22 protein-coding genes, 2 tRNA genes and 1 pseudogene are annotated in these 24,626 nt (G+C 71.5%); 10 read left to right on the forward strand and 15 right to left on the reverse strand.

Translation table 11 applies throughout. The features are described 5' to 3' along the window. Positions 1–169: 169 nt before the first annotated feature. The 4 genes from ACWF9Z_RS07275 to ACWF9Z_RS07290 form a co-directional block, all read right to left on the reverse strand. Positions 170–1,618 (reverse strand): DUF2252 domain-containing protein, encoded by a 1,449-nt coding sequence (locus tag ACWF9Z_RS07275; protein ID WP_453598399.1) that lies wholly within the window; start codon positions 1,616–1,618, stop codon positions 170–172. Between the two features lie 43 nt (positions 1,619–1,661). Beyond that, entirely contained in the window at positions 1,662–2,309 is a 648-nt protein-coding gene (locus ACWF9Z_RS07280; protein WP_453598803.1) for a response regulator, read from the reverse strand. Between the two features lie 23 nt (positions 2,310–2,332). After that, a complete protein-coding gene (locus ACWF9Z_RS07285) occupies positions 2,333–4,027 on the reverse strand; it encodes a sensor histidine kinase (protein ID WP_453598401.1) in 1,695 nt (564 codons plus the stop codon). 663 nt (positions 4,028–4,690) lie between these two features. Beyond that, positions 4,691–4,773, reverse strand: a tRNA-Leu gene (locus ACWF9Z_RS07290). A gap of 292 nt (positions 4,774–5,065) precedes the next feature. Here ACWF9Z_RS07290 and ACWF9Z_RS07295 point away from each other — a divergent pair. The 6 genes from ACWF9Z_RS07295 (at position 5,066) to pknB (ending at position 13,256) form a co-directional block, all read left to right on the forward strand. Further along, on the forward strand, positions 5,066–5,947 hold the full coding sequence (locus ACWF9Z_RS07295; protein WP_453598403.1) for an FhaA domain-containing protein: 882 nt from the start codon (positions 5,066–5,068) through the stop codon (positions 5,945–5,947). Between the two features lie 10 nt (positions 5,948–5,957). Then, the gene (locus ACWF9Z_RS07300) at positions 5,958–6,464 is read left to right on the forward strand and encodes an FHA domain-containing protein FhaB/FipA (RefSeq protein WP_356652764.1); all 507 of its coding nucleotides are present in this window, start codon (positions 5,958–5,960) and stop codon (positions 6,462–6,464) included. A gap of 147 nt (positions 6,465–6,611) precedes the next feature. After that, entirely contained in the window at positions 6,612–8,087 is a 1,476-nt protein-coding gene (locus ACWF9Z_RS07305) for a PP2C family protein-serine/threonine phosphatase (RefSeq protein WP_453598406.1), read from the forward strand. Between the two features lie 31 nt (positions 8,088–8,118). Further along, a complete protein-coding gene (locus ACWF9Z_RS07310; protein ID WP_453598408.1) occupies positions 8,119–9,543 on the forward strand; it encodes an FtsW/RodA/SpoVE family cell cycle protein in 1,425 nt (474 codons plus the stop codon). Continuing rightward, entirely contained in the window at positions 9,540–11,006 is a 1,467-nt protein-coding gene (locus ACWF9Z_RS07315; RefSeq protein WP_453598410.1) for a peptidoglycan D,D-transpeptidase FtsI family protein, read from the forward strand. The genes ACWF9Z_RS07310 and ACWF9Z_RS07315 overlap by 4 nt, the downstream gene beginning before the upstream one ends. 216 nt (positions 11,007–11,222) lie before the next feature. Continuing rightward, a complete protein-coding gene (gene pknB, locus ACWF9Z_RS07320) occupies positions 11,223–13,256 on the forward strand; it encodes a Stk1 family PASTA domain-containing Ser/Thr kinase (RefSeq protein ID WP_453598412.1) in 2,034 nt (677 codons plus the stop codon). 199 nt (positions 13,257–13,455) lie between these two features. Here pknB and ACWF9Z_RS07325 read toward each other — a convergent pair whose 3' ends face one another. From ACWF9Z_RS07325 to ACWF9Z_RS07350, 6 genes and pseudogenes are all read right to left on the reverse strand, one after another. Continuing rightward, positions 13,456–14,172, reverse strand: a complete 717-nt coding sequence (locus ACWF9Z_RS07325) for a class E sortase (protein ID WP_453598414.1) — start codon at positions 14,170–14,172, stop codon at positions 13,456–13,458. Between the two features lie 10 nt (positions 14,173–14,182). Further along, positions 14,183–15,010 (reverse strand): annotated as a pseudogene (locus ACWF9Z_RS07330) (class E sortase); the annotation flags it as partial. After that, entirely contained in the window at positions 14,986–15,624 is a 639-nt protein-coding gene (locus tag ACWF9Z_RS07335; protein ID WP_453598416.1) for an aminodeoxychorismate/anthranilate synthase component II, read from the reverse strand. The pseudogene ACWF9Z_RS07330 and the gene ACWF9Z_RS07335, both read right to left, overlap by 25 nt. Beyond that, on the reverse strand, positions 15,621–15,836 hold the full coding sequence (locus ACWF9Z_RS07340; RefSeq protein ID WP_453598835.1) for a hypothetical protein: 216 nt from the start codon (positions 15,834–15,836) through the stop codon (positions 15,621–15,623). Before ACWF9Z_RS07340 ends, ACWF9Z_RS07335 begins: the two co-directional genes overlap by 4 nt. 50 nt (positions 15,837–15,886) lie before the next feature. Next, the gene (locus ACWF9Z_RS07345; RefSeq protein ID WP_453598418.1) at positions 15,887–16,648 is read right to left on the reverse strand and encodes a class E sortase; all 762 of its coding nucleotides are present in this window, start codon (positions 16,646–16,648) and stop codon (positions 15,887–15,889) included. After that, entirely contained in the window at positions 16,617–17,393 is a 777-nt protein-coding gene (locus ACWF9Z_RS07350; protein WP_453598420.1) for a DUF881 domain-containing protein, read from the reverse strand. Before ACWF9Z_RS07350 ends, ACWF9Z_RS07345 begins: the two co-directional genes overlap by 32 nt. A gap of 91 nt (positions 17,394–17,484) precedes the next feature. On the opposite strand from ACWF9Z_RS07350, the gene crgA reads away from it, so the two are divergent. After that, positions 17,485–17,739, forward strand: coding sequence for a cell division protein CrgA (crgA, locus tag ACWF9Z_RS07355; protein WP_453598422.1), 255 nt, complete (start codon positions 17,485–17,487; stop codon positions 17,737–17,739). A gap of 129 nt (positions 17,740–17,868) precedes the next feature. Here the strand turns inward: crgA and ACWF9Z_RS07360 are convergent, their stop codons facing one another. Next, positions 17,869–18,762 (reverse strand): rhomboid family intramembrane serine protease, encoded by an 894-nt coding sequence (locus ACWF9Z_RS07360; RefSeq protein ID WP_453598424.1) that lies wholly within the window; start codon positions 18,760–18,762, stop codon positions 17,869–17,871. 229 nt (positions 18,763–18,991) lie between these two features. Continuing rightward, positions 18,992–19,519 (reverse strand): peptidylprolyl isomerase, encoded by a 528-nt coding sequence (locus ACWF9Z_RS07365; protein WP_453598426.1) that lies wholly within the window; start codon positions 19,517–19,519, stop codon positions 18,992–18,994. Between the two features lie 174 nt (positions 19,520–19,693). On the opposite strand from ACWF9Z_RS07365, the gene ACWF9Z_RS07370 reads away from it, so the two are divergent. Continuing rightward, positions 19,694–20,470, forward strand: coding sequence for a DUF5324 family protein (locus ACWF9Z_RS07370; protein ID WP_453598428.1), 777 nt, complete (start codon positions 19,694–19,696; stop codon positions 20,468–20,470). 116 nt (positions 20,471–20,586) lie between these two features. Here ACWF9Z_RS07370 and ACWF9Z_RS07375 read toward each other — a convergent pair whose 3' ends face one another. The 3 genes from ACWF9Z_RS07375 to ACWF9Z_RS07385 form a co-directional block, all read right to left on the reverse strand. Beyond that, on the reverse strand, positions 20,587–21,075 hold the full coding sequence (locus tag ACWF9Z_RS07375) for a LysM peptidoglycan-binding domain-containing protein (protein ID WP_453598430.1): 489 nt from the start codon (positions 21,073–21,075) through the stop codon (positions 20,587–20,589). Positions 21,076–21,200: 125 nt separating this feature from the next. Continuing rightward, complete coding sequence (locus ACWF9Z_RS07380) at positions 21,201–22,019, reverse strand: isocitrate lyase/PEP mutase family protein (RefSeq protein WP_453598432.1); 819 nt, start codon at positions 22,017–22,019, stop codon at positions 21,201–21,203. Between the two features lie 518 nt (positions 22,020–22,537). Beyond that, positions 22,538–22,610, reverse strand: a tRNA-Ala gene (locus tag ACWF9Z_RS07385). Between the two features lie 161 nt (positions 22,611–22,771). Between ACWF9Z_RS07385 and ACWF9Z_RS07390 the strand changes: the two genes are divergently transcribed. Next, positions 22,772–23,323 (forward strand): helix-turn-helix domain-containing protein, encoded by a 552-nt coding sequence (locus tag ACWF9Z_RS07390; protein WP_356652792.1) that lies wholly within the window; start codon positions 22,772–22,774, stop codon positions 23,321–23,323. A 31-nt stretch (positions 23,324–23,354) separates the two neighbouring features. Next, a complete protein-coding gene (locus ACWF9Z_RS07395; protein WP_453598434.1) occupies positions 23,355–24,608 on the forward strand; it encodes a protein kinase domain-containing protein in 1,254 nt (417 codons plus the stop codon). Positions 24,609–24,626 lie beyond the last annotated feature (18 nt).

Raw genomic sequence — 24,626 nt, forward strand, 5'->3', positions numbered from 1 at the left:
CCGAGACTCCGAGAGCCCCACAGACCCCCCGCGAGCCGCGCCCCCCGCCCCCCCCCCCCCCCCCCCCCCCGCGCCGCCCCCCCCCCCCCCCCCCCACCCCCCCCCCCCCCCCGCCCGGCCGCCTCCGGCCGCCTCCGGCCGGCCCCGGCCGGCTCCCGCCCCTGCCGTCCTAGACCCCCGACTCCGCCGCGATCCGCCCGGACCGCACCGCCGCCACCAGGACCGCGTGGTCGGCCTCGCTCCGGTCCGCGTAGGACACCGCGAACGTGGCCATCGCCTCGTCCAGCTCCTCGTTCTTCCCGCAGTACCCCGCCAGCAGCCGCGGATCCGCGCTGTGCGCGTGCGCCCGCGCCAGCAGGGCCCCGGTCATCCGCCCGTAGTCGTCGATCTGCTCCACGGCCAGCGCCGCCGGGTCCACGCTGCCCTTGCGGTTGCGGAACTGGCGGACCTGGAAGGGCCGCCCCTCCACCGTCGTCCAGCCCAGCAGGATGTCGGAGACCACCTGCATCTGCTTCTGCCCGGCCACCACCCGCCGGCCCTCGTGCTCCTCCGGCGGCGAGACGAAGCCGAGACCGGGCAGGTAGGGCAGCAGCGCGGACGGCCGGGCCTCCTTCACCTGGAGGACCAGCGCCTCGCCCCGGTGGTCGAGCAGCAGCACCACGTAGGAGCGGGTCCCCACGCTGCCGGTCCCCACCACCCGGAAGGCCACGTCGTGGATCGCGTACCGGGCCAGCAGCGGCTGCCGGTCCCCCTGCAGCGTCTCGAGGTACGGGCCCAGCGCGGCCGCCACGGCCGCCGCCTCCCCGTCCCCGACCCGGCGCAGCACGGGCAGCGCGTCCACGAAGGCCCGGCCGCCGTCGGGCGCGGCCTCGGTGGACTTCGCGGCGAACCGGGCCGAGGTGTTGTTGCGGGCCTTCTCGGAGACCCGCTCCAGCGTGCCCAGCAGGTCCCGGGCATCGGTGTGCGAGACCAGTTCCTCGTCGGCGATCGCGTTCCACGCGTCCAGCGACGGCAGCTTGGCGAGGAGGCGCATGGTGCGGCGGTAGGCGCCCACCGAGTCGAGCGCCGCCGCCCGGCAGGTGTCCTCGTCGGCGCCGGCCACCCGGCCGGCCAGGACCAGCGACGTGGCGAGCCGCTTGAGGTCCCACTCCCACGGGCCGAAGACGGTCTCGTCGAAGTCGTTGAGGTCGATGACGAGCCGGCCCCGCGCGTCCCCGTACAGGCCGAAGTTGGCCGCGTGGGCGTCTCCGCAGATCTGCGCGCCGATCCCCGTCACCGGACCGCCGGAGAGGTCGTGGGCCATCAGCCCGGCCGATCCGCGCAGGAACGCGAAGGGGTTGGCGGCCATCCGCCCGACCCGTATCGGCGTCAGCTCGTCGACCCGGCCGACGTTGGACTCCTCCACCGCCCGCACCGCGTCCGGGCGGTCGGCCGGCGCCTGGAAGTGCGCCTGGGCCGCCCGCGGGACGCGGACGCGCAGCGCCTTGCCGGCCGCCCTCGGCGAGCCGTCCGGACCTCCCGCGCGCCCCTCGGTGAACCGCCTGGCGAACCCCGGGACCTCCGGTATCCGTTCCTTCGCGTCCGGTTCCCCCACGCGCTGCTCCGGTACCACCGTCATGCGTCCCGCCCCCTGATCACCATCGGTTCGGGCCCGACCGTACCTAGAGCCCGGCGTCCCTGGCCAGCAGTGCCGCCTGGACCCGGTTCTCGCACTGCAGCTTCGCCAGGATCCGGCTCACGTACGTCTTCACCGTCGCCTCGCTCATGTGCAGCCGCCGGCCCGCGTCCGCGTTCGACAGCCCCTCGCCCAGCAGCGCCAGTACCCCGCGCTCGCGCTCGCTCAGCTCCGCCACCCGGCGCCGGGCCGCCTCGCCGCGTCCCGCGGACTGCCCGGACGCCAGCTGGTCCACCACGTGCCGGGTCGCCGCCGGGGACAGGTAGGCGTCCCCGGCGGCGGCTGCCCGGACGGCCCCGATCAGTTCGCCGGGAGCCGAGTCCTTCAACAGGAACCCCGCGCCACCCCCGCTCAGCGCGCGCAGCACGTTCTCCTTCTCCCCGAAGGTCGTCAGGATCAGCGTCCGCACCTCGGGCGCCGAACGCCCGAGTTCGCCCAGCGCCGTCAGCCCGTCCATGACGGGCATCTGGAGGTCCAGGAGCATCACGTCCGGTCCGTGCGCGCGGGCGAGCTCGACCGCCTCCCGGCCGTTCGCCGCCTCCGCGACGACCTCGATGTCCGCCGCCGAGGTCAGGATCATCCTGATCCCGGCCCGGATCAGCGGCTCGTCGTCAGCGATCACCACGCGGATCACCTTGACCGTCACCCGTGCTCCCCTTACTCGGCCTGGTACGCCTGCTTGTCGACGAGCTTGCCGTCCTTGAAGCAGAACCGGAAAACACTGTTGCCGCCGATCTCGGAATCATCGTCCGCCAGCAGGGCCACACACGTGGCGCCCTGCGGGCGCGGCGGCCCCTTCCGGTCGAGCCCCTCGGTCAGGACGCTGTCCCCGCTGGGCAGCCGGGAGCGCACCGCGTCCTCCGGCTCGCCGACGTGGATGCCGTCGTAGTCGGCCCGGCTGATCGTCGCGTCGCTCAACGAGCCCACGAGCAGCGCCACCGCCGCCCCGATCACGATCAGCAGCACCACCACGGCCGCGACCGCGATCCCACAGCCCAGCGCCACGCCCCCGGACCGGCCGTTCCCGCCCAGCAGCTTCCGGTCGACCGCGGCCCAGTCCACCGGCGCCGTACCGATGCCCGGCAGCTGCTGCCCGAAGTCGTCGGCGACCCCGCCCAGTCCGCCCGTCCCCGTCCCGCTCTCCTGCGCCACGGCCGGCTCGGTCCCGTACGGGAGCACCCCCGCGACCCGGAAGCCGCCGCCCTCGGCGGCCCCCGCGTAGACCATGCCGCCGACCAGCCGGGCCCGCTCGCGCAGTCCCGTCAGCCCCTGGCCCCCGGACACCACCTCGCCGGCGCCCGGACCGGCCGCCGGACCGTTGGCGATCTCCACCACCAGCGAGTCGTCCTCGTAGCGCAGTTCCACCGTGATCGGCGCGCCCGGAGCGTGCTTGTAGGCGTTGGTCAGCGCCTCCTGGGCGATCCGGTACGCCGCGTGGTCGCAGGCGGCGACCAGCGCCCGGGGCCGCCCCGCCGTCGTGAGCCGTACGTCGGTGCCCGCGCTGCGCGCCGCCTCCACGAGCCCGGCGATGCCCGCCACCCCGCGCGCGGCGGGCTGCGCCTCCTCCACCGGCTCCGGCGCCTCCACCCCGTCCCGCAGGATGCCGACGACCTCGCGCAGCTCGTGCATGGCCGCGACCGAGGCCTGGCGCAGTACGCCCACCGCCTCGCGCTGCCGGTCGGTCAGCACCGGGTCGACCTCCAGCGCACCGGTGTGCACCGAGATCAGCGCGAGCTGGTGGCCGAGGCTGTCGTGCATGTCTTGGGCGATGCGCTGGCGTTCGCGCAGCCGGGCCTGCCCGGCGATCATCGCCCGCTCGCGCAGCAGCTGGGCGTTGCGTTCCTGGAGGGCGCGCAGCAGCGTGTTGCGCTGGGACCAGTAACGGCTGGCCAGGCCGGGCATGACCACCGTGGCCAGGAACATCAGCGTGCTGAAGACGATGATCAGCAGCGGGCGGCCCTGCGACCACTCCTTGACCACGCTGAGCACGACGGCGGCCGTGAAGGCCGCGGTGAAGGCTCCCAGCGCCCTCCCGACGCCGACGATGCGCCGTCCCGCCGACCAGCCGAGCGGGATCGCCACGAGGAACGCCCCGGGCAGGTAGACGCCCACCGCCGAGCCCACCACCAGCGTGAGCACCGGCAGCCTTCGCCTCAGCAGGATCAGCACCATGACGGTCGCGGCACTGGCCGCCATCCGCACCCCGGAGCCGTTGTCGAGCTCCTCGACGACGAGCCCCAGCAGCGCGAGCACCACGCCCAGCGCCAGGTCCCCGGCCAGCGTCCGCCGGGTCCAGGGCTCGGGGCCCCTGAGCCAGTCCCGTCCCGCGCGCGTCCTCGCCGTCACATCCACCCGGCCGACCCTAGACACCGCCGCCCGCCCCGTACTGCTCTCTTTCGTCGCGCCCCGCCCGACGAAAGTCTCCCGGCGCATCCCTCAGCCGCTTCGCGGGCGGCCAGCCCGATCAGCCGCGCGGCCTCGGCCGGCCGGTCCGCCGCGAAGTAGAACCGGCGGGCCACGACCGGCGCACCCCCAGGTGGGGCGTGCGGAGCGTCATCGCGCAGGACCCGAGGACGAGCACCAGGGAGACGGCGACCCAGGCGAGGTGCAGCGGCCGGTAGGCGGGCGGGCGGGACCATCGCGTCCACGACCGCGTCAAAAACGAGCTCGGTGGCGGCCACGGCCCACAACGCCGTCCGGACATCGGCGGAGTGCGCCACCACCCGGCTTCCAGGGGGCACGTCCGCCGGCTTGCGCAGCACCCAGCCCGCCAGATCGGCGAGCATGGCCCGGATCCAGCCGACGGCAGTGCGCCGGCCTCCGGAAGCGTCGTGACGGGCGTGAGCGGGCTGCGGGCCGTGAAGGGCGGGCAAGGTCTCGCGGATGTCCTCGTGCGCTTCGTCTGTCACGCGTCCCAGCCCGGCCCCGGCCCCGGCCGTCCGGCAGTGTCATCCGTCATAGACGGAAAACGCGAAACGGCCGCCACCGTTTACCGATGACGACCGTGTCGTTAAGTGCGCGAGGGGGGATTTGAACCCCCACGCCCCGAAGGGCACTGGCACCTGAAGCCAGCGCGTCTGCCGTTCCGCCACTCGCGCAAGTAGCTACCAGCGGTTCTTCCCTTGCGGGCCGTTCCCCTGGCGACATCGGAACATTAGCACGTGGGACGGGGTGGATTCACATCGCTTTTCGTGCTCTGCCCGGACCCTGCGAGGACGGTCACTCCCGTACTCGGCTCCGGGTGCGGGACACTGTCCCTGGGGCGCCCCTACGATCGCTTGTGAGGACCAACACTCCTCACCTCGCGACCGATGGGGAACCACCCGAATCCGCCACGCGTGGATACGATCAGTAAGCAGTACAGGGCGACAACGACGGAGGAGGTGCCCCATGGGAGTCCTGAAGCGGTTCGAGCAGCGACTCGAAGGTCTGGTGAACGGCACCTTCGCCAAGGTGTTCAAGTCCGAGGTCCAGCCCGTGGAGATCGCCGGCGCCCTCCAGCGCGAGTGCGACAACAACGCCACGATCTGGAACCGGGAGCGGACCGTCGTCCCCAACGACTTCATCGTGGAGCTCAGCGCGGGCGACTTCGAGCGCCTGAGCCCGTACTCGGGCCAGCTCGGCGACGAACTCGCGGGCCTCGTCCGCGACTACGCCAAGCAGCAGCGCTACAGCTTCATGGGCACCATCAAGGTGCACCTGGAGAAGGCGGACGACCTGGACACCGGGCTCTACCGGGTCCGCAGTCGCACGCTCGCCTCCAGCACCTCCCAGGCCCCGGGCCAGCCGGCGCAGGGACCGGGGCAGGGCCGCCAGGCCGCCCCGGCCCAGCCCGGCGGATACGGCTACCCCCCGGTCTCCGCACCGCCCATGCCCGCCGGACCGCCCCCGGGCGGCCCCGGAGCGCGCAGGCCTGGTCCCGGCGGGCACGCGGGCCAGACCGCACCGTCCGCGGGGGCCCCCGTACCGCCCGTGTCCCCCGGCGGCGCCGTCCGGCGCCACTGGATCGAGATCAACGGCACCCGCCACCAGATCTCGCGCCCGACGCTCGTACTCGGCCGGAGCACCGAAGCCGACGTGCGGATCGACGACCCCGGCGTATCGCGCCGGCACTGTGAGATCCGGACCGGAATGCCCTCGACGATCCAGGATCTAGGGTCCACCAACGGCATCGTGGTGGACGGGCAGCACACCACCCGCGCTACGCTCCGCGACGGTTCACGGATCGTCGTGGGCAGCACCACCATCATTTACCGGCAAGCCGAAGGGTGAAGCGGGGGCAATGTCAGAGCTGACCCTGACGGTCATGCGGTTGGGTTTCCTGGCCGTTCTGTGGCTGTTCGTCATCGTGGCCGTCCAGGTCATCCGCAGCGACCTCTTCGGTACGAGAGTCACGCAGCGCGGTTCCCGGCGCGGCGGAGGCGCCACCGGCGCCCCGCAGCAGCAGGGGCGCCAGGCCGCGGCCGCGCCACCGCAGCAGCGCCAGCGCCGCGGTGCGCCCACCAAGCTCGTCGTGTCCGAGGGCACCCTCACGGGTACCACGGTGGCCCTCGCGGGCCAGACGATCACCTTGGGCCGCGCCCACGACTCCACGATCGTGCTGGACGACGACTACGCCTCCAGCAGGCATGCCAGGATCTATCCCGACCGTGACGGCCAGTGGATCGTCGAGGATCTCGGGTCCACCAACGGCACGTATCTCGACCGGACCCGGCTGACCACCCCGACGCCCATTCCGCCGGGCGCACCGATCCGCATCGGCAAGACCGTCATCGAGCTGCGGAAGTAGTACGAGAATGAGCGAGCGGAGCGAGCGAGCCGCAGCGGTCCGTCCCACCGGGGACACGGACCCGAGCGCGCTCCCGACCGGAGGGTGGGCAGTGTGGCTCGAGACCGGTTGTACCCGGAGGCAGCGTCGTCGACAGGGCAGGTGCGTATGAGTCTGTCCCTGCGGTTCGCCGCCGGATCGCACAAGGGCATGATCCGGGAGGGGAACGAGGACTCCGGCTACGCCGGTCCGCGTCTCCTCGCGATCGCCGACGGCATGGGCGGCCAGGCCGCCGGTGAAGTCGCCAGCTCCGAGGTGATCTCCGCCCTCGTCCAGCTCGACGACGACGTCCCGGGCTCCGACATGCTCACCGCACTCAGCACGGCGGTGCAGCGCGCCAACGACCAGCTGCGCGCCATGGTCGAGGAGGACCCCCAGCTCGAGGGCATGGGCACCACGCTCACCGCCCTCCTGTGGACGGGCCAGCGCCTCGGCCTGGTCCACGTCGGGGACTCCCGCGCCTACCTGCTCCGCGACGGCATCCTCACGCAGATCACCCAGGACCACACCTGGGTGCAGCGCCTCGTGGACGAGGGCCGGATCACCGAGGAGGAAGCCACCACCCACCCGCAGCGCTCCCTCCTGATGCGGGCGCTCGGCAGCGGCGACATCGTCGAACCCGACCTCTCCATCCGCGAGGTCAGGGCCGGCGACCGCTACCTCATCTGCTCCGACGGGCTCTCCGGCGTCGTCTCCCACCAGACCCTGGAAGAGACCCTCGCCGACTACCACGGTCCCCGCGAGACCGTGCAGTCGCTGATCCAGCTCGCCCTGCGCGGCGGCGGCCCCGACAACATCACCTGCATCGTGGCCGACGTCCTCGACACCGACAGCGGCGACACCCTGGCCGCGCAGGTCAACGACACCCCCGTCGTCGTCGGCGCGGTCGCCGAGAACCAGCACCACCAGCTCTTCGACGGCGGCAACGCCATGCAGACCCCGGCCGGCCGGGCCTCCGGCCTCGGCCGGCAGAGCCCCCCGCCCGCCGGATCCTTCGGCCCCCCCGGCAGCGGGGAGGCCCCCGGACACGGCGGCTACGGCGCCCAGGGACAGGGCGGCGGAGCCGGCGGGTACGGGAGCTTCGGCGAAGCCGATCCGTACGCCGGGGACTCCGGCTACGAGGACACGTACGACCACCCCCGCAGGCGGCGCGGCAAGGGCCGCAAGTGGACCACGCGCACGCTGACGCTGCTCGTCGTCCTCGGCCTGCTCGGCGGCGGTCTCTACGCGGGCTACCGCTGGACGCAGACCCAGTTCTACGTCGGCGTCAAGGGCGAGCACGTGGCGCTCTTCCGCGGCATCAGCCAGAAGCTCGGGCCCCTGGAGCTCTCCAAGGTGGAGACCGACCGCCCCGACATCGAACTGAAGTACCTGCCGACCTACAAGCGCAAGCAGGTCGAGGCCACCATCAGCGAGAGCAGCCTGGACGGCGCCCGCGAGAAGATCGACCAGCTCGGCACCCAGGCCTCCGCCTGCAAGAAGGACGAGGAGCGCCGCACCGCCGAGGGACAGGGAAACCAGACACCGGGCCCCGCCCTGACCGCCGCTGAGCAGCAGTTGGTCAGCGTGTGCGAGAAGCAGTAGACATACGCGGGCACAGGGGGCCCGTCACACCATGAGCGTTGTCACCAACACGACCACCATCGGCGCCATCGAGCTGCCGAGCCGGCGGAACACCGAGCTCCTGCTGCTCGGCTTCGCCGTGGTCATCCCGATCTTCGCCTACGCCAACGCGGGGCTGTCGATCCACGGGAAGCTGCCCCCGGGCATGCTCACCTACGGGCTCGGCCTCGGCGTGCTCGCCGGCATCGCGCACTTCGTCGTACGCCGCTACGCGAAGTACGCCGACCCGCTGCTGCTGCCGATCGCCACGCTCCTCAACGGGCTCGGCCTGGTGCTCATCTGGCGTCTCGACCAGTCCACGCGACTGCAGAACACGGCCAAGCGCATCTACGGGACGTTCTCCGAGTCCGCGCCCCGGCAGATGATGTACACGGCGCTCGCCATCGCCCTGTTCGCGGGCGTGCTGCTGGTCCTCAAGGACCACCGCGTGCTCCAGCGGTTCACGTACATCTCGATGGCCGCCGCGCTCGTCCTGCTGATCCTGCCGGTCGTCCCGGGCCTTGGCGCCGACGTCTTCGGCGCCAAGATCTGGATCAGCGTCGGCGGGTTCTCCATCCAGCCCGGCGAGTTCGCGAAGATCGTCATCGCGGTCTTCTTCGCCGGATACCTCATGGTGAAGCGCGACGCCCTGGCCCTGGCCAGCCGTCGCTTCATGGGGCTCTACCTGCCGCGCGGCCGCGACCTCGGGCCGATCCTGATGATCTGGGCCGTGAGCCTGCTGGTCCTGGTCTTCGAGAACGACCTCGGCACCTCGCTGCTCTTCTTCGGCATGTTCGTGATCATGCTGTACGTGGCCACCGAGCGCACCAGCTGGATCGTGATCGGCCTGCTCATGAGCGTGGGCGGCGCGGCCGTGGTCGGTGCCACCGCCAGCCACGTCAAGGTCCGCGTGACCGCCTGGCTCGACCCCTTCGACTGCTACCAGAAGTCCGGCGCCTGCGAGCAGGTCGGCCAGTCGATCATGAGCTTCGGCTCGGGCGGGGTCCTGGGCACCGGCTGGGGACAGGGCAACTCCGACCTCATCGGATTCGCCGCCAACTCCGACTTCATCTTCTCCACCGTCGGCGAAGAGCTCGGGCTCGCCGGGGTCATGGCCTTCCTCCTGCTCTACGGCCTGATCATCGAGCGGGGCGTGCGCACCGCCCTCGCCGCCCGCGACCCCTTCGGCAAGCTCTTCGCCATCGGCCTCTCCGGCGCCTTCGCGCTGCAGGTCTTCGTCGTCGCCGGCGGAGTCATGGGGCTCATCCCCCTCACCGGTATGACGATGCCCTTCCTCGCCTCCGGCGGCTCGTCCGTCCTCGCGAACTGGATCCTCATCGCCATCCTCATCCGGATCAGCGACACCGCACGCCGCCCCGCCCCGGCCCCGGCACCGTCCCCCGACTCCGAGATGACCCAGGTGGTCCGCCCGTCATGAACAAGCCCCTGCGCCGCATCTCGATCTTCTGCGGGCTGCTCATCCTGGCACTGCTCGTGCGGACCAACTGGCTGCAGTACGTCGAGGCCGGGGAGCTGAGCACCCGCAAGGAGAACCGCCGGGTCCAGATCGCCCAGTACGCCACCGAGCGCGGCAACATCATCGTCGAGGGCAACCCGATCACCGGCTCCGCGGTCACCGACGGCAGCGACTACAAGTACAAGCGCACCTACCTCGACGGCACCCTCTGGTCCCCGGTGACCGGCTACGCCTCGCAGGCCTTCGGATCCACGCAGCTCGAGTCCCTCGAGGACCAGATCCTGACCGGCAACGACGACCGGCTGTTCTTCGACCGCACCATCGGCATGTTCACCGGCGAGAAGAAGCAGGGCGGCAACGTCGTCACGACGCTCAACGCCGCCGCCCAGAAGGCCGCGTTCGAGAAGCTCGGCGACAAGAAGGGCGCCGTCGCGGCGATCGACCCGCGCACCGGCGCGATCCTCGCCCTCGTCAGCACCCCCTCCTACGACCCCTCCTCGTTCGCCGGCAACTCCAAGGCCGACGAGAAGAACTGGGTGGAGCTCAAGGACAGCGAGGACAAGAAGCTGGTCAACCGCGCCCTGCGCGAGACCTACCCGCCCGGCTCCACCTTCAAGGTCGTCACCGCCGCCGCGGCCCTGGAGAACGGCGTCGTCCAGGACATCAACGCCCCGACGGACACCCCCGAGCCCTACATCCTGCCGGGCACCAAGACCCCGATGGTCAACCACGCCTCCGGGTGCGAGAAGGCCAGCCTCATGCGGGCCCTCGAGGTCTCCTGCAACTCCGTCTTCGCCAACATGGGCGACAAGGTGGGGCGGGACAACATGGTGAAGACCGCCGAGAAGTTCGGCTTCAACAACGACAAGATCGACATCCCGGTCCGCGCCTTCGCCAGCGTCTACGACAAGAAGATGAGCAAGGACGGCAACGCCCAGAGCGCCATCGGCCAGTTCAACACCGCCGCCACCCCGCTGCAGATGGCCATGGTCACGGCCGCCATCGCCAACGACGGCAAGCTGATGAAGCCGTACATGGTCGACCAGCTGACCGCTCCGAACCTCGACGTGATCGAGAAGCACGAGCCGGCGGAGATGAGCCGTCCGGTCTCCGGGGAGAACGCGAAGAAGATCCAGGAAATGATGGTCGACGTCGTCGAGAAGGGCACCGGCGGCAACGCCAAGATCAAGGGCTCCGTCGTCGGCGGCAAGACCGGCACCGCCCAGCACGGCGAGGGCAACAAGAAGCGCCCGTACGCCTGGTTCATCTCCTACGCCGAGAACCCCGACGGCACCTCGCCCGTCGCCGTCGCCGTCGTCATCGAGGACAGCGAGGCGAGCCGCGACGACATCACCGGCGGCGGTCTCGCCGCCCCCGTCGCCAAGGCCGTCATGGAAGCCGTCCTGAAGAGCAACAAGGGGTGACGGGCGGGACCCCGCACCACGCGAGAGCCGCAAGGGGCATACAGGTGTGATCCGGATCACTCAAAACCGTCCGGATCCGAGCGTACGGTACCGGTCCGGTATCAGCCTGTGGTCACGAACCGATCACCGACGATCGGCCGGTAGCCTTTGCGCGAACAGCACACCGCCGGACCACACACGGGTGCGGTCGGGACTGACGGAGAGGGCTGCAACGTTATGGAAGAGCCGCGTCGCCTCGGCGGCCGGTACGAGCTGAGCCACGTGCTCGGCCGCGGTGGCATGGCCGAGGTCTACCTCGCCCACGACACCCGGCTCGGCCGTACCGTCGCCGTCAAGACCCTGCGCGCCGACCTCGCCCGCGACCCGTCCTTCCAGGCCCGGTTCCGGCGCGAGGCCCAGTCGGCCGCATCGCTCAACCACCCGGCGATCGTCGCCGTGTACGACACCGGCGAGGACTACGTCGACAACATCTCCATCCCGTACATCGTGATGGAGTACGTCGACGGCTCGACCCTGCGCGAACTCCTGCACTCCGGCCGCAAGCTGCTGCCCGAGCGCACCCTGGAGATGTGCATCGGCATCCTCCAGGCCCTGGAGTACTCGCACCGCGCCGGCATCGTGCACCGCGACATCAAGCCCGCCAACGTCATGCTCACCCGCACCGGCCAGGTCAAGGTCATGGACTTCGGCATCGCCCGTGCCATGGGCGACTCCGGCATGACGATGACGCAGACCGCCGCCGTCATCGGCACCGCCCAGTACCTCTCCCCGGAGCAGGCCAGGGGCGAGCAGGTCGACGCGCGGTCCGACCTCTACTCGGCCGGCTGCCTGCTGTACGAGCTCCTCGCCGTGCGGCCGCCGTTCATCGGTGACTCTCCGGTCGCCGTCGCCTACCAGCACGTACGGGAAGAGCCCCAGCCCCCGTCGAACTTCGACTCCGAGATCACGCCCGAGATGGACGCGATCGTGTTGAAGGCGCTGGTCAAGGACGCCGACTACCGCTACCAGTCCGCCGACGAGATGCGCGCCGACATCGAGGCCTGCCTCGACGGCCAGCCCGTCGCCGCCACCGCCTCCATGGGCGCGGCCGGCTACGGCTACCCCGACCAGGGACACGGCTACGGACACCAGGGCTACGACCAGCCCACCACCGCGCTGCGCACCACGGAGCCGGGCCAGACCTCCATGCTCCCGCCGATGCCCCCGGGCGAGGGCGGCTACGGATACGGGGACCAGGGCGGCTACGACCAGGGCGGCCACGGCCGGCGCCCGCAGAAGAAGAGCAAGGCCTCCACGATCCTGCTGGTGACCGCCGGCGTCCTCGTGCTGGTCGGCGCGATCCTCATCGGCCGCTCCCTCTTCAGCGGCGGCGCCGACAACCGGCCCATCGTGCCCAAGCTCGTCGGCGAGCCCTTCGAGCAGGCGGTGAAGAACGGCGACAACGTCGGCCTCGTCGTCCAGAAGGAAGGGGACATGGCCTGCGACGCCCAGCCGAAGGGCAGCGTCTGCGAGCAGAACCCGGCCGAGGGCACCAAGGTCGACAAGAAGTCCGTCGTCAAGGTGAAGGTCTCCACGGGCGCGGCCAAGGTCGCCGTGCCGGACGTCATCAACATGACGTTCGACAACGCGGAGAAGGCCCTCAAGGACAAGGGCTTCCAGGTCGAGAAGAAGCTCGTCGAGTCCGAGCGGACCCCCGGCACCGTCCTCGACCAGAACCCGAAGAGCGGTGGCGAGGCCGAGAAGGGCTCGTCCGTCACGCTCGACGTGGCCAAGGAGAAGTCCAAGGCGGCCGTGCCGGACCTGATGGGCAAGACCAAGGAGCAGGCCTCCAAGGCGCTCCAGGACGCCAAGCTGAAGCTCGGCAGCGTCACGGAGGTGGACGCGCCCCCGGGCACGGCTCCGAAGACGGTGGTCCAGCAGGACCGCGCCGCGGGCGACTCGGTCGACGTCGGCACCACCGTCAACGTGTCCATCGCCAAGGCCGCCGCCACGATGGTCCCGGTGCCGAACCTGGCCGGCAAGACCGTCAACCAGGCCAAGGCCGAGCTGGCCTCCAAGGGGCTGAGCTTCGGTGACGTCCTCTCGGGACCGAACGAGGGCAAGTCGCTCGTCCTGTCCTCGGACCCGGCCGCCAACACACCGGTCCCGCCGGGCACGAGGATCAACGTGACCACCTTCGGCGGCCAGCAGAACGGCGGCAACGGAAACGGCGGCAACGGCGGCGGCTTCTTCGGAGGCCTCGGCGGTTAGCCTCCGGGCCGCTACGGCCCCACCGGCACAGAAGGGTCCGGTCCCTCTCGACGAGAGGGACCGGACCCTTTTGCCGTCCTCGGCCTCCGGCGCCGCCACAGCCCCCGCCAGGGGGCTTGAGGGACCCTTGCGGGGCCCTCGCGGGATCCTCACGGGATCCTCGCGGGATCCTCGCGGGTCCCGATGCCGCGAAGGGCCGCTACCTCAGCTCCGCCGGGAGCGTGCGCTTGTCGTCCACCTTCTCCGTGCGGACCAGCTCGCCCCACACGATGTAGCGGTACTTCGAGGTGTACACGGGCGTGCAGGTCGTCAGCGTGATGTACCGCCCCGGCGCCGCCTTGCCCGACTCCTTCGGGACGGGGCTGATCGCGTCCACGTTGTACTTCGACGTCTGGGTCAGCTCGGCGAAGACCTTGTACACGTACCAGGTGTCCCGCGTCTCGAACACGACCGCGTCGCCGTTCTTCAGCTTGTCGATGTTGTGGAACTTGGCTCCGTGCCCGTCCCGGTGCGCCGCCAGCGCGAAGTTGCCCGAAGCGTCCCACGGCAGGGCCGACGCGACCGGCTCCGTGTAGTACCCCGCGACCCCGTCGTTCAGGACGTCCGGGGCGGTGCCCTTCTTGACCAGCACCTCGCCGTTCTTCATCGCCGGCACGTGCAGGAAGCCGACGCCGCCCCTGGTGTCCAGCGCCCCCGGTTCGACGGGCGTCGAGGGCACGGGACCGGGCTGCTCCCACTGCTGGCGGACCGCGTCGCCGCGCGCCGAGGCGTTCCGGTCCGCGAGGACGTTCGTCCACCACAGCGAGTACGCCACGAACAGGCCGAGCACCAGGCCCACCGTGATCAGGAGCTCGCCCAGCAGGCTCAGGAACCCCGCGAGGAGACTGCGGCTCGGGGGCGGTGCGGCACGTGACACTGCGGTTCCTCTACGGGCTGTTCAGCTCGGGCGGAGCACCCTGGCTGCGGGGGCGTTCAGCGGTCATCCTGCCCCATACGATCATCCGGTAGGTGCTGGTGAACTCGGGGGTGCAGGTGGTCAGGGTGATGTACCGGCCCGGGGATGTGAAGCCCGATCCCACCGGTACCGGCCGGATCACCGAGACGTTCGCCGGCGGGGTCTGCGCCAGCTGCGAGGTCATCTCGTACGTGTAGTACGCGTCCCTCGTCTCGACCACGATCTTGTCCCCCGGCACCAGCCGGTTGATGTAGCGGAACGGCTCGCCGTGCGTGTTGCGGTGGCCCGCCAGCGCGAAGTTCCCCTGCTGATCGGCCGGCATCCCGGTCTTGAACGGCTCCTCGCCGTAGTGGCCGACCAGCCCCTTGTCGAGCACCTTCGCCTTGTTGGTCCCCTCGGCGACGGGCACCTTCACGTCCAGCTTCGGGATGTGGAGGATCGCGAAGCCCTGACCCGGCTCGAAGGCCGCCACCGCCGGGGCGTCGGCCTCGGCCGGACTCCGGTCCCAGTTCTGCAGCAGCGAGCCGGCGGTGTCCTTGACCGTCCGGTCCGCCAGGAAGTTCGTGTACCAGAGCTGGTAGCCGACGAAGAGCAGCATCACCGTCCCCAGCGTGATGAACAGCTCCCCGGCGAGCCGGCTGAGCACCACGACGGGGCCGCCCGACGCCGGCCGTTTGCGCCGCCGCCCCCGGCCCCGCGCTCGCTTCGCGGCCTCCTGAGCCGCCCTGCGCCGCGCGGCCCGGCCCTCCGTGGGCGCGGGCGGCGCGAACGTCGTCACGCGACGGCCTTGCCCACCACCGGGGCCAGCCCCACCGACCGCTCCACGGCATCCGCGTCACCGCAGCGCACCAGCCAGTTCGCGAGCATCCGGTGGCCCCACTCGGTCAGCACCGACTCGGGGTGGAACTGCACGCCCTCCACGTCGTGCTCCCGGTGGCGCAGGCCCATGATGATCCCGTCCTCGGTCCGCGCCGTGACCTCCAGGCTGTCCGGAAGGGTCCCCGGCTCGGCGGCGAGGGAGTGGTAGCGGGTCGCGGTGAACGGCGACGGCAGGCCTTCGAACACCCCGAGGCCCTCGTGGACCACCGGCGAGGTCTTGCCGTGCAGCAGTTCCGGAGCCCGGTCCACGACGCCTCCGTAGGCGACGGCCATCGACTGCATGCCGAGGCAGACGCCGAAGACGGGGACGCCGGTGTCCGCGCAGTGGCGGACCATGTCCACGCAGATGCCCGCCTCCTCCGGGGTGCCCGGTCCCGGGGACAGCAGGACGCCGTCGAAGCCGTCCTGGGCGTGGGCGAGCGCGACCTCGTCGTTGCGCAGCACCTCGCACTCGGCACCGAGCTGGTAGAGGTACTGGACCAGGTTGAAGACAAAGCTGTCGTAGTTGTCGACCACCAGAATGCGCGCGCTCACGGAGTGGCTCCCGATCCTTCGTCCACCGTCACATCGTTGAACGGGAGCAGCGGCTCGGCCCACGGGAAGACGTACTGGAACAGCACGAACACCACCGCGAGCACCAGCACGAGGGAGATCACCACGCGCACCCACGCGTTGCCCGGCAAATGCCGCCAGATCCAGCCGTACATGCCGCCTGCGTCCTTTTCGTCCACGATCGTCCAACGCACCGCGGGGGCGGTACGCCCACAGCCTAAAGCCACCCGCCCGGCGCGGAGGGTCACCTTGCCAAACCCTCCGGCCTGCCCTGCGCGACGGTCCGCGTCTGGGTCAGCTCGGCCCAGACCACGAGCCGGTGGCTGTGGCCCCATTCCGGGTCGCAGGTGGTCAGCGTCAGGTAGCTGCCCGGTGCGGTGAAGGGCGAGCGGCGCGGCACCGGGTCGACCACGCCGACCTCCGTCGGAAGCGTGCGCAGCGGTTCGGCGCGGACCGTGTACGTGTACCAGGTGCTCGCGTCCTTGAGGATGACGGCGTCCCCGGGGCGCAGCTGCGGAACGTCCTTGAAGGGGTCTCCGTACGTACGGCGGTGGCCGGCGACCGCGAAGTTCCCGGGGCCGCCGAGCCGGGCCGTGCCGGCGTAGTGGCCGAGGCCCTTCTTCAGCAGCTCCGGTCCGGTGCCCTCCAGGACGGGCTTGTTCCAGTCCGGCCCGAAGCGCGGGACGTACATCTCGGCGAAGGCCTGGTCCGGGGGGTAGCCGGCGGGCTGCGGGGGCGGCGCGGGAGCCGTCGGCGCGGCGGGATCCGCCCCGGCCGCGGGGGCCGCCGGGGGCTGCGGGGCGGCCGCGGGCACCGCCGCCCAGCGGTCGCGCAGCCGGGCCATCTCGCCGTCCATGGCCAGATCGGCCTTGACCCCGGTCCACAGCAGCGCGTAGGCCACGAAGAGCAGGATCAGCGATCCGGCGGTCAGGCACACCTCGCTGAACGTCCGTACCAGCAGGCGCAGTACGACGTCACGGGGTGGCGGACTCCAGCGGCTTCGCATAGTGGAGGTCCACTGTGCCGGAGTAGCCGGGCAGTGTCAGCGCCTTGTGCTCGTCCACTTTCCAGCCGAGCCCGTAGGCGTTGACGTACATCTGGTAGTTCTGCAGCGAGGGGGAGGCCGCGAGGGCCCTCTTGAGCGCGGCCGGGTCGCCGACGGCCGTCACCTTGTACGGGGGCGAGTAGACCCGGCCCTGGAGGATGAGGGTGTTGCCCACGCAGCGCACGGCGCTGGTGGAGATCAGCCGCTGGTCCATGACCTGGATGCCCTGGGCCCCGCCCTGCCAGAGGGCGTTCACGACGGCCTGGAGGTCCTGCTGGTGGATCACCAGGTCGTTGGGCTGCGGCTCGGGCACGTTGGGGATGCGGGCCGTGGCGTTCGGCGGCGCGTCGTTCAGGGTGACGCTCACCGCCTTGCCGGTGAGCTCCTCGGTGCCCGAGGCCGCGCGCAGGGCCGTCAGCTTGGCGTCCTCGGCCTTGGTGCTGCCGTTGTCGCGCTCGGCGAGGGCGTCGACCCGGTCGCGGACCGTTCCGGTGGCCTTCTCGAGCTCCAGATTGCTCTGACTGCGCTCGTGGATCAGGTCGGACAGCTTGAGGAGCGAGGCGTCCGTCCGGATGTTCGTACCCTTGGAGGTGTTGAAGCTGGTGACGAAGATCAAGCCGGCCAGGGCGAAAACGGCGGCGGTCAGCAGCCGGACCGGTCTGGCACGGCGACGGGGACCCGCGGAGGAGTCGTCGGAATTGCTCAACGTACCCTTCTCCTTCAACGCCACAGGTCCACTACGCTAACGGACGCCCGGGGCAGGCAAGGTCCCCAGCCCATCGACAGGAGAGCCCCTCGTGCCGAAGTCACGTATCCGCAAGAAGGACGACTACACCCCGCCGCCCGCGCGGACGCCGCAGGCGATCAAGCTGACGAACCGCAACTGGGTCGCCCCGGTCATGCTGGCCTTCTTCGTCGTCGGCCTGGTGTGGATCGTCGTCTTCTATCTGTCCGACACCCAGCTCCCGATCGAAGCTCTGGGCAATTGGAACATTGTGGTCGGTTTCGGCTTCATTGCAGCGGGATTCGGCGTCTCCACGCAGTGGAAGTAGCCCCGCGATAGTCGCGTGGTACGACCGGCTCCGCAAGCTCTCCCCATGAGTTATCCACAGCGTCATCCACACCTGAGGAAAAGACAGAAGATCTGTGGATAACTCTGTGGAGAGTTGACGCCGGTGTGATCAGGTGAGTACGGAAAGTTCCGCCGTCCGGACCGCGATCACGGTTGCCGCCAGCAGGAAGACCGCCCCGCAGGTCCCCCACTGGACGAGCGCGCGCTTCCTCGCGCCGCTGCCGGTCGCGGGCCACAGCAGGCCCAGCGCGAGCAGCGCACCGGTCACCAGGCCGCCGATGTGGGCCTGCCAGGACACGCTCAGACCGCCGAACGACGGCGCGAAGGTCAGCACCAGCATGAACACCAGCATGGTGATCAGCGGACGCATCTCGTACCGCTTCCGGCGGGCCAGCACCAAGGTGGCGCCGAGCAGGCCGAAGACGGCCCCGGAGGCGCCGAGGGTGGCGGCGTTCGGCTCGGTCAGCAGGTACACGAGGGCGCTGCCGCCCAGCGCCGACAGCAGGTACACGGTGAGGTAGCGGGCCCGGCCGAGCGCCTCCTCCAGAGGGCCGCCGAGGAACCACAGCCCGACCATGTTGCCGAAGACGTGCCACCACTCGACGTGCAGGAACGTCGAGGTCAGCAGCCGGTAGTACTCGCCCGTGGAGACGCCCTCCAGCGGACCGCCCTCCAGCTCCCGGTACCGGCCGAGGAGCTCCAGCTGGAGCGTCAGCCCGGGGAAGGCGGCCGCCGCGAGGAACAGGGCGAGGTTGATCCCGATCAGGATCTTGGTGACCAGGTGCGGATCGGCGGCGACCACCCCGCCCGCCAGGGTGCGCGGGGCGTTCGCGGCGGGCCCGTGGCCCGTGCCGGAGCCGCCCCGGACGCATTCGGGGCACTGGAAGCCGACCGAGGCGCTGATCATGCACTCGGGGCAGATCGGCCGCTCACAGCGCGTGCAGCTGATCCCGGTGTCGCGGTCCGGGTGGCGGTAGCAGCCCGGAAGACGGTCGGTGTCCATCGGTCCCCTCGGTCGGCGGCGAGCGGCGGGGGCGGGCGGCGGATCCACCGTTCGCCCGTCCGGTATGTAACGAGGACGGACGGGTGGGCCGGAAAGGTTCCCGGCGGGGCAGGAGGCCGGGGGCCGGGCCCGGGGCGAGGATCCCGAGGGGCGAGGACCCCGGGGGCCAGGACCCGGGGACGAGGCCCCGGGGCTCACCGGCGGCCCGGCGCGGGGTGCGCGCCCCCGGTCAGCGCCGCTCGATGACGACGGACTGGATGATCACGTCGTCGACGGGCCGCTCGGTGCGCGGGTTGGTCGGGCCGGCGGCGATCTCGTCCACGATCTTCTGGCTGGCCTGGTCGGTGACCTCGCCGAAGATGGTGTGCTTGCGCGTCAGCCAGGCCGTCGGGGCGACGGTGATGAAGAACTGCGAGCCGTTGGTCCCGGGGCCGGCGTTGGCCATGGCCAGCAGGTAGGGCTTGGTGAAGGCCAGGTCGGGGTGGAACTCGTCGGCGAACTGATAGCCGGGGCCGCCGGTGCCGTTGCCGAGCGGGTCACCCCCCTGCACCATGAAACCGCTGATGACGCGGTGGAAGACGGTGCCGTCGTAGAGCGGGTCCGTGGTCTTCTGCCCGTCCGAGGGACGCGTCCACTCGCGGGCGCCCGTGGCGAGCTCCACGAAGTTGCGCACGGTCTTGGGGGCGAAGTTCTCCAGCAGCTCGATCTCGATGTCGCCGTGGTTGGTCTTCAGGGTGGCGTAGAGCTTCGCGGCCACGGATCTGCCTTCCCTCGTCATCACTGTCGGTTTCAGATCCTCCCACGGAGGGCACCCGCGGGCAGAAATCGTCCACCCATATGCCCTGTCACGCATGCCGGTCGGCGAGATGGGAGGCATGATCCGACAAAGGGTGGAAAGGTGAACTGTGTCCGCCACCGAGGAGGAGGTCCCGTGACCCGCAATGAAAGCGTGCGCCTGGCCGCGTCGAGTGCCAGGGATACGGTGCGGCACGCAGCGGAAGTGGTGGCGCCGTACGCGGAATCCGCCAAGAACGCCGCGTCGCATTACGCCCACGAGGCGAACGAACTGCTGGCACCGAAGGTGTCGTACGCGGCGTCCGAGGCCGCCAAGCAGGCACGCACGACGTACGACTGCCATGTCCAGCCCATGATCAAGTCGGCCCGCGCCCATGTGCCGCCGCCCGTGGACCGGGCCGCGACGAACGCCGTACGACAGACGCGGCTCGCGGCCAGGCAGGCGGCGGACTACACGCAGCCGCGCCTGGAGAGCGCGCTCGCGGCGGCCCAGCCGGTGGCCGAGGAGGCCGCTTCGCGGTCGACGGCGGCGCTGGCGGCCCTGCGCGGCCAGGTGACGGCCGAGGAGGTGCGCAAGATCGTCCGGCGCAATGAGCGGCGGGCCCGCCGGGGCCGGCTGCTCAAGGGCATCGCGCTGGTCGGCGTCCTGGCCGGCTGCGCCTTCGCGGCGTGGAAGTGGTGGGACCAGCAGTCGAACCCGGACTGGCTCGTCGAGCCGCCGGAGGCCACCGAGCTGTCGTCCCGGGACGAGGAGCCGGCCCCGGCGACCTTCGACGACGAGCTGGCGGCGAAGGAGCGCGACGCGCAGAACGGATCCGCGCCGGAGCCGGGGGCGCCTTCCAGCCTCGAGGCACAGGCGCAGGCCGCGCAGGAGCGCATCGACGCGGAGGACGCCAAGCGCAAGCACCGCTGACGCCGGGCGGTGGGCCCGCGGAAGTCCGCCGGCGAGGAGCACGGAGGAGGGGCCCGGATCCATCCCAGGATCCGGGCCCCTCCTCCGTGCGGTTCCGTGCTCCGGCTTCGCGCCCCTCAGTTCGGGAGGGTGAGCCTCGTGCCCGGGTGGAGCACGTCGGGGTTGGACCCGATGACGCCCCGGTTGATGGCGTAGAGCTCGCGCCAGCGGGCCTCGTTGCCCAGTTCGCGGCGGGCGATCTCGGAGAGTGAGTCGCCGGGGCGGACCGTGCACGTGCGCTGCTGCTGGGGCGCGGGGACCGGGGCGGCGGGCACCGCCTTGTGCGCGGCGGACGCCGGGGTGGGCGTGTGCGGAGCGGGCCGTGTGACGGGCGGCGTGGCGGGCGCCGCCGAGGGCGGGCGCGGCGCCGAGGCCGCCATGCGCTCCGCGGCCGCCCTGGTGTCCGCGGACGCCGCGTCGGTGTACTTGGTCCCGGTTCGGCCGGGCCTCGCGGACGGCGGCGGCGGAGCCGCCCCGGCCTGCTGCTGCACCTGCTCCGCCGCCTTCTCGGCCTCGTGTTGCTTCTTCTTGTCCTTGTCGGACCTCAGGAAGTCGAAGAGTCCCATGTGTGTGCGCCTCCGGCGTGGTGTCGCCCCCCTGGTCTGGGTGTCCTTCCCCACTCTCGGCCAGGAGGCGCGCCGCGGCCGTGTGACTGAGCCGTCCGGGGAACGCGGCCGGCCGGGCCGGGCGCCTACTTCCCGAAGAGCCCGTTGAGCGTCGGGTAGTCCAGTTCCCCACCGAGCCCCTCGTAGGTGCCCTGCCCCAGCAGCTCCACGGCCGCGGCGCGGGCCGCGGAGTACGCCGCCTGGGCCACCGCCGTGCCGACGCTGACCCTGCGCACCCCCGCCCCGGCCAGCTCGGCCACCGACGGGCCTCCCGGGCTCGCCATCGCGTTGAGCGGGAGCGGCCCCTTGGCGATCTCGCCGAGGGCCTCCAGGTCCAGCAGACCCGGTACGAAGATCCCGTCGGCGCCGGCGGCCGCGTAGGCCTCGACGCGCGCGAGCACATCGGCCAGCCGGCCGGACTCCTCGCCGATGCCGAACAGGAACACGTCGGTGCGGGCGTTGATCACCAACTCCGGCAGCCCGGCCGCGGCCGCGGCCTCACGGGCCGAGCGGATCCGCCCGGCCTGCTCCGCGGCGGTGTACAGCGTGCCGTCGGAGGCCTTCGAGTCCTCCAGGTTGATGCCGACGGCTCCCACCGCGACGACCTCGCGCACGGTGGCCGCGACGTCCTCGTAGCCTCCCTCGGCGTCCACGGAGACGGGCACGTCGACGGCCGCCACGATCCGTGCGGCGGCCTCCAGCATCTCCGTCCGGGTCGCGTGCTGACCGTCCGAGCGTCCGATCGACCAGGCCACCCCGCCGCTGGTCGTCGCGACGGCCGACGCACCGGCCGCCACGATCACGGCCGCGCTGGCCGCGTCCCAGGCATTGGGCAGCACGAGCATCGAGGCGCTCAACTCCCGCAGCCGCAGCGCCCTCTCGGTGGTCCTGGCATCCACAGTCATCCGAGCTCCTCAGCCTTGCCCTCGCCGAACGGTGGCCATGCCGGCCTGCCAGAGCAGGACTTTAGCCAGCGACCGACTCGCCCGACCGGCAATTACGGCGCGGGACCGCCGCGTTGGCGCTCACGCGTCGAGGGTGAGATCCGAGGTGGGGACGGACGGGCAGGTCAGGACAGCGGTCCCGGGGAGGTCGTCGGGCGGAGGGAGGGTGCGAGGGAGACCCGGCGGACCGCGAGCCGGTGGCCGGTGGCCGGTGCGGCCGGCCTCGCTGACCGGGCCGCCCCCGCACGGTCCGTCGTGCCGGTCCTCCGCACTGGGCCTCCGCACTGGGCCTCCGTACCGGTCCTCCGTACCGCTCCTCGTCACGGTCGTACGGTCCCCCGGAGCGGCCCGCAGGACCCGCCGCGCGCCGGCGCGGGTCCCCCCGGAGCACCCCCGCGCCGCTCCGCGCGCGCCCGCCCCGGGGCATGAAAAATTCCCCCTGACACTGCGTTTCCGCAGGTCAGGGGGAATCAGGGAAGTGGAGCCTAGGAGATTCGAACTCCTGACATCTGCCTTGCAAAGGCAGCGCTCTACCAACTGAGCTAAGGCCCCGGGTATCCGGACGCAGTCCTCCCCCGTGAAGGAGCGACCGTTCCGCAGAACAGAGTACCGGGTGTACCCCCTCATCCCGCAAAATGATAGGGACTCCCGCCCCGCGACCACTCTCCGTAAGATGCACGCGAGGTTCGCACCAGCGAAGGGGAGTAGTAAGAGTGGACGCAGTACAGCAAGAGGCTACGGCCAGAGCCAGAGAACTTCAGCGCAGTTGGTACGGGGAGCCCCTCGGAGCGCTCTTCCGCCGGCTCATAGATGACCTCGGCTTGAACCAGGCCCGCCTCGCTGCCGTCCTCGGGCTGTCGGCACCGATGCTGTCCCAGCTGATGAGCGGACAGCGGGCCAAGATCGGCAACCCCGCCGTGGTCCAGCGGGTCCAGGCCCTCCAGGATCTCGCCGGCCAGGTGGCCGACGGAAGCGTCAGCGCGGCAGAGGCAACCGACCGGATGGACGAGATCAAGAAGACCCAGGGAGGTTCCGTCCTCAGCAACAGCTCCAGCCAGGCCGCCACCGGTTCCGGCGCCCCCACCGTCAAGCGCGTGGTGCGCGAGATCCAGTCGCTGCTGCGTTCGGTCTCCGCGGCCGGGGACATCATCGACGCGGCCAACTCCCTCGCCCCCAGCCATCCGGAACTGGCAGAGTTCCTCCGGGTGTACGGAGCGGGCCGTACGTCCGACGCGGTCTCGCACTACGAGGCCCATCAGAACTGACGGCGGCTGACGACGGGGGACGGGCGCAGCGATGGGTGAGATCTTCGCGGGCCGGTACGAGCTGATCGATCCGATCGGACGGGGCGGCGCGGGCGCCGTCTGGCGTGCCTGGGACCACCGGCGCCGACGGTACGTCGCCGCGAAGGTGCTCCTGCAGAGCGATGCCCACACCCTGCTGCGGTTCGTCCGCGAGCAGGCGCTGCGGATCGACCACCCGCACGTCCTGGCCCCGGCCAGCTGGGCGGCGGACGACGACAAGGTCCTCTTCACCATGGACCTCGTCGCGGGCGGCTCCCTCGCCCATGTGATCGGGGACTACGGGGCCCTGCCGCCCCGGTTCGTCTGCACGCTGCTCGACCAGCTCCTGGCGGGGCTGGCGGCGGTGCACGCGGAAGGCGTGGTCCACCGCGACATCAAACCGGCCAACATCCTGATGGAGGCCACCGGAACCGGACGGCCGCACCTGCGGCTGTCCGACTTCGGCATCGCCATGCGCAAGGGCGAGCCCAGGCTGACCGAGACCGCCTACGTGGTCGGCACCCCGGGCTATCTCGCACCCGAGCAACTCCTCGGCGAGGAACCCGACTTCACCGCCGACCTGTTCGCCGCCGGACTGGTCGGCCTCTACCTGCTGCACGGCCGGAAGCCCGATTCCCAGGCCCTGGTCGCGCATTTCCTCACCCACGGGACCCCCGGCCCGCCCGAGGGCGTTCCCGCGCCGCTGTGGGACGTACTGGCCGCGCTGCTTCAGCCTGATCCCCAGCACCGGTTCAAGACGGCCACAGGGGCGCGCAGGGCCCTTGCCGAGGCCGTGGAGCTGCTGCCGCCGCCCGCCGCGGACGAGCCGGCGGTGGAGGTGTTCGACCAACTCGGCCCCGTGCCCTCCGGTTTCACCCCCCGGGGACCCGAGCCCCGCGAGACCGGGACGGACCCCGGCGCGGCCGCCACGGTGCCCACGCAGGCCGCTCCGCCCGCCCGGAGCGCGCCCGAGACCCGGGCCCCGTCGTACGCGACCGCCCCCGCACCCGCCCCGGTCCACGCGGCTTCGGAGACGGGCAGCTTCCACCTCCAGCCGCCGCTCCCCGCGGCGGCCGCCGCGGTCGCCTCGGGCCCGTACACCGCCCCGGCGGGCCCGTACACCGCCCCCGCGGCCCCGTACTCCCCGCCGCCCGCGCAGCCCCGTACGGGCGGGATCGCTCCGCCGCCCGCGAAGGTCATCGCCGGCATCGTGCTCGCCGCGCTGCTGTGCTTCGCCGTCGGCGTCTGGGCCCTGACCCAGCTCTAGGCCCGGGCCCTGGGCCTG

The organism is Streptomyces sp. NPDC054961, from assembly GCF_053609145.1.

What these genes read in the sequence shown, in the direction of transcription:
- ACWF9Z_RS07380 (WP_453598432.1), bottom strand. Translation starts at nt 22,019, where the DNA reads ATGACTGTGGATGCCAGGACCACCGAGAGGGCGCTGCGGCTGCGGGAG.
- pknB (WP_453598412.1), top strand. Translation starts at nt 11,223, where the DNA reads ATGGAAGAGCCGCGTCGCCTCGGCGGCCGGTACGAGCTGAGCCACGTG.
- ACWF9Z_RS07345 (WP_453598418.1), bottom strand. Translation starts at nt 16,648, where the DNA reads ATGCGAAGCCGCTGGAGTCCGCCACCCCGTGACGTCGTACTGCGCCTG.
- ACWF9Z_RS07360 (WP_453598424.1), bottom strand. Translation starts at nt 18,762, where the DNA reads ATGGACACCGACCGTCTTCCGGGCTGCTACCGCCACCCGGACCGCGAC.
- ACWF9Z_RS07315 (WP_453598410.1), top strand. Translation starts at nt 9,540, where the DNA reads ATGAACAAGCCCCTGCGCCGCATCTCGATCTTCTGCGGGCTGCTCATC.
- ACWF9Z_RS07275 (WP_453598399.1), bottom strand. Translation starts at nt 1,618, where the DNA reads ATGACGGTGGTACCGGAGCAGCGCGTGGGGGAACCGGACGCGAAGGAA.
- ACWF9Z_RS07310 (WP_453598408.1), top strand. Translation starts at nt 8,119, where the DNA reads ATGAGCGTTGTCACCAACACGACCACCATCGGCGCCATCGAGCTGCCG.
- ACWF9Z_RS07295 (WP_453598403.1), top strand. Translation starts at nt 5,066, where the DNA reads ATGGGAGTCCTGAAGCGGTTCGAGCAGCGACTCGAAGGTCTGGTGAAC.
- ACWF9Z_RS07395 (WP_453598434.1), top strand. Translation starts at nt 23,355, where the DNA reads ATGGGTGAGATCTTCGCGGGCCGGTACGAGCTGATCGATCCGATCGGA.
- ACWF9Z_RS07375 (WP_453598430.1), bottom strand. Translation starts at nt 21,075, where the DNA reads ATGGGACTCTTCGACTTCCTGAGGTCCGACAAGGACAAGAAGAAGCAA.
- ACWF9Z_RS07300 (WP_356652764.1), top strand. Translation starts at nt 5,958, where the DNA reads ATGTCAGAGCTGACCCTGACGGTCATGCGGTTGGGTTTCCTGGCCGTT.
- ACWF9Z_RS07305 (WP_453598406.1), top strand. Translation starts at nt 6,612, where the DNA reads ATGAGTCTGTCCCTGCGGTTCGCCGCCGGATCGCACAAGGGCATGATC.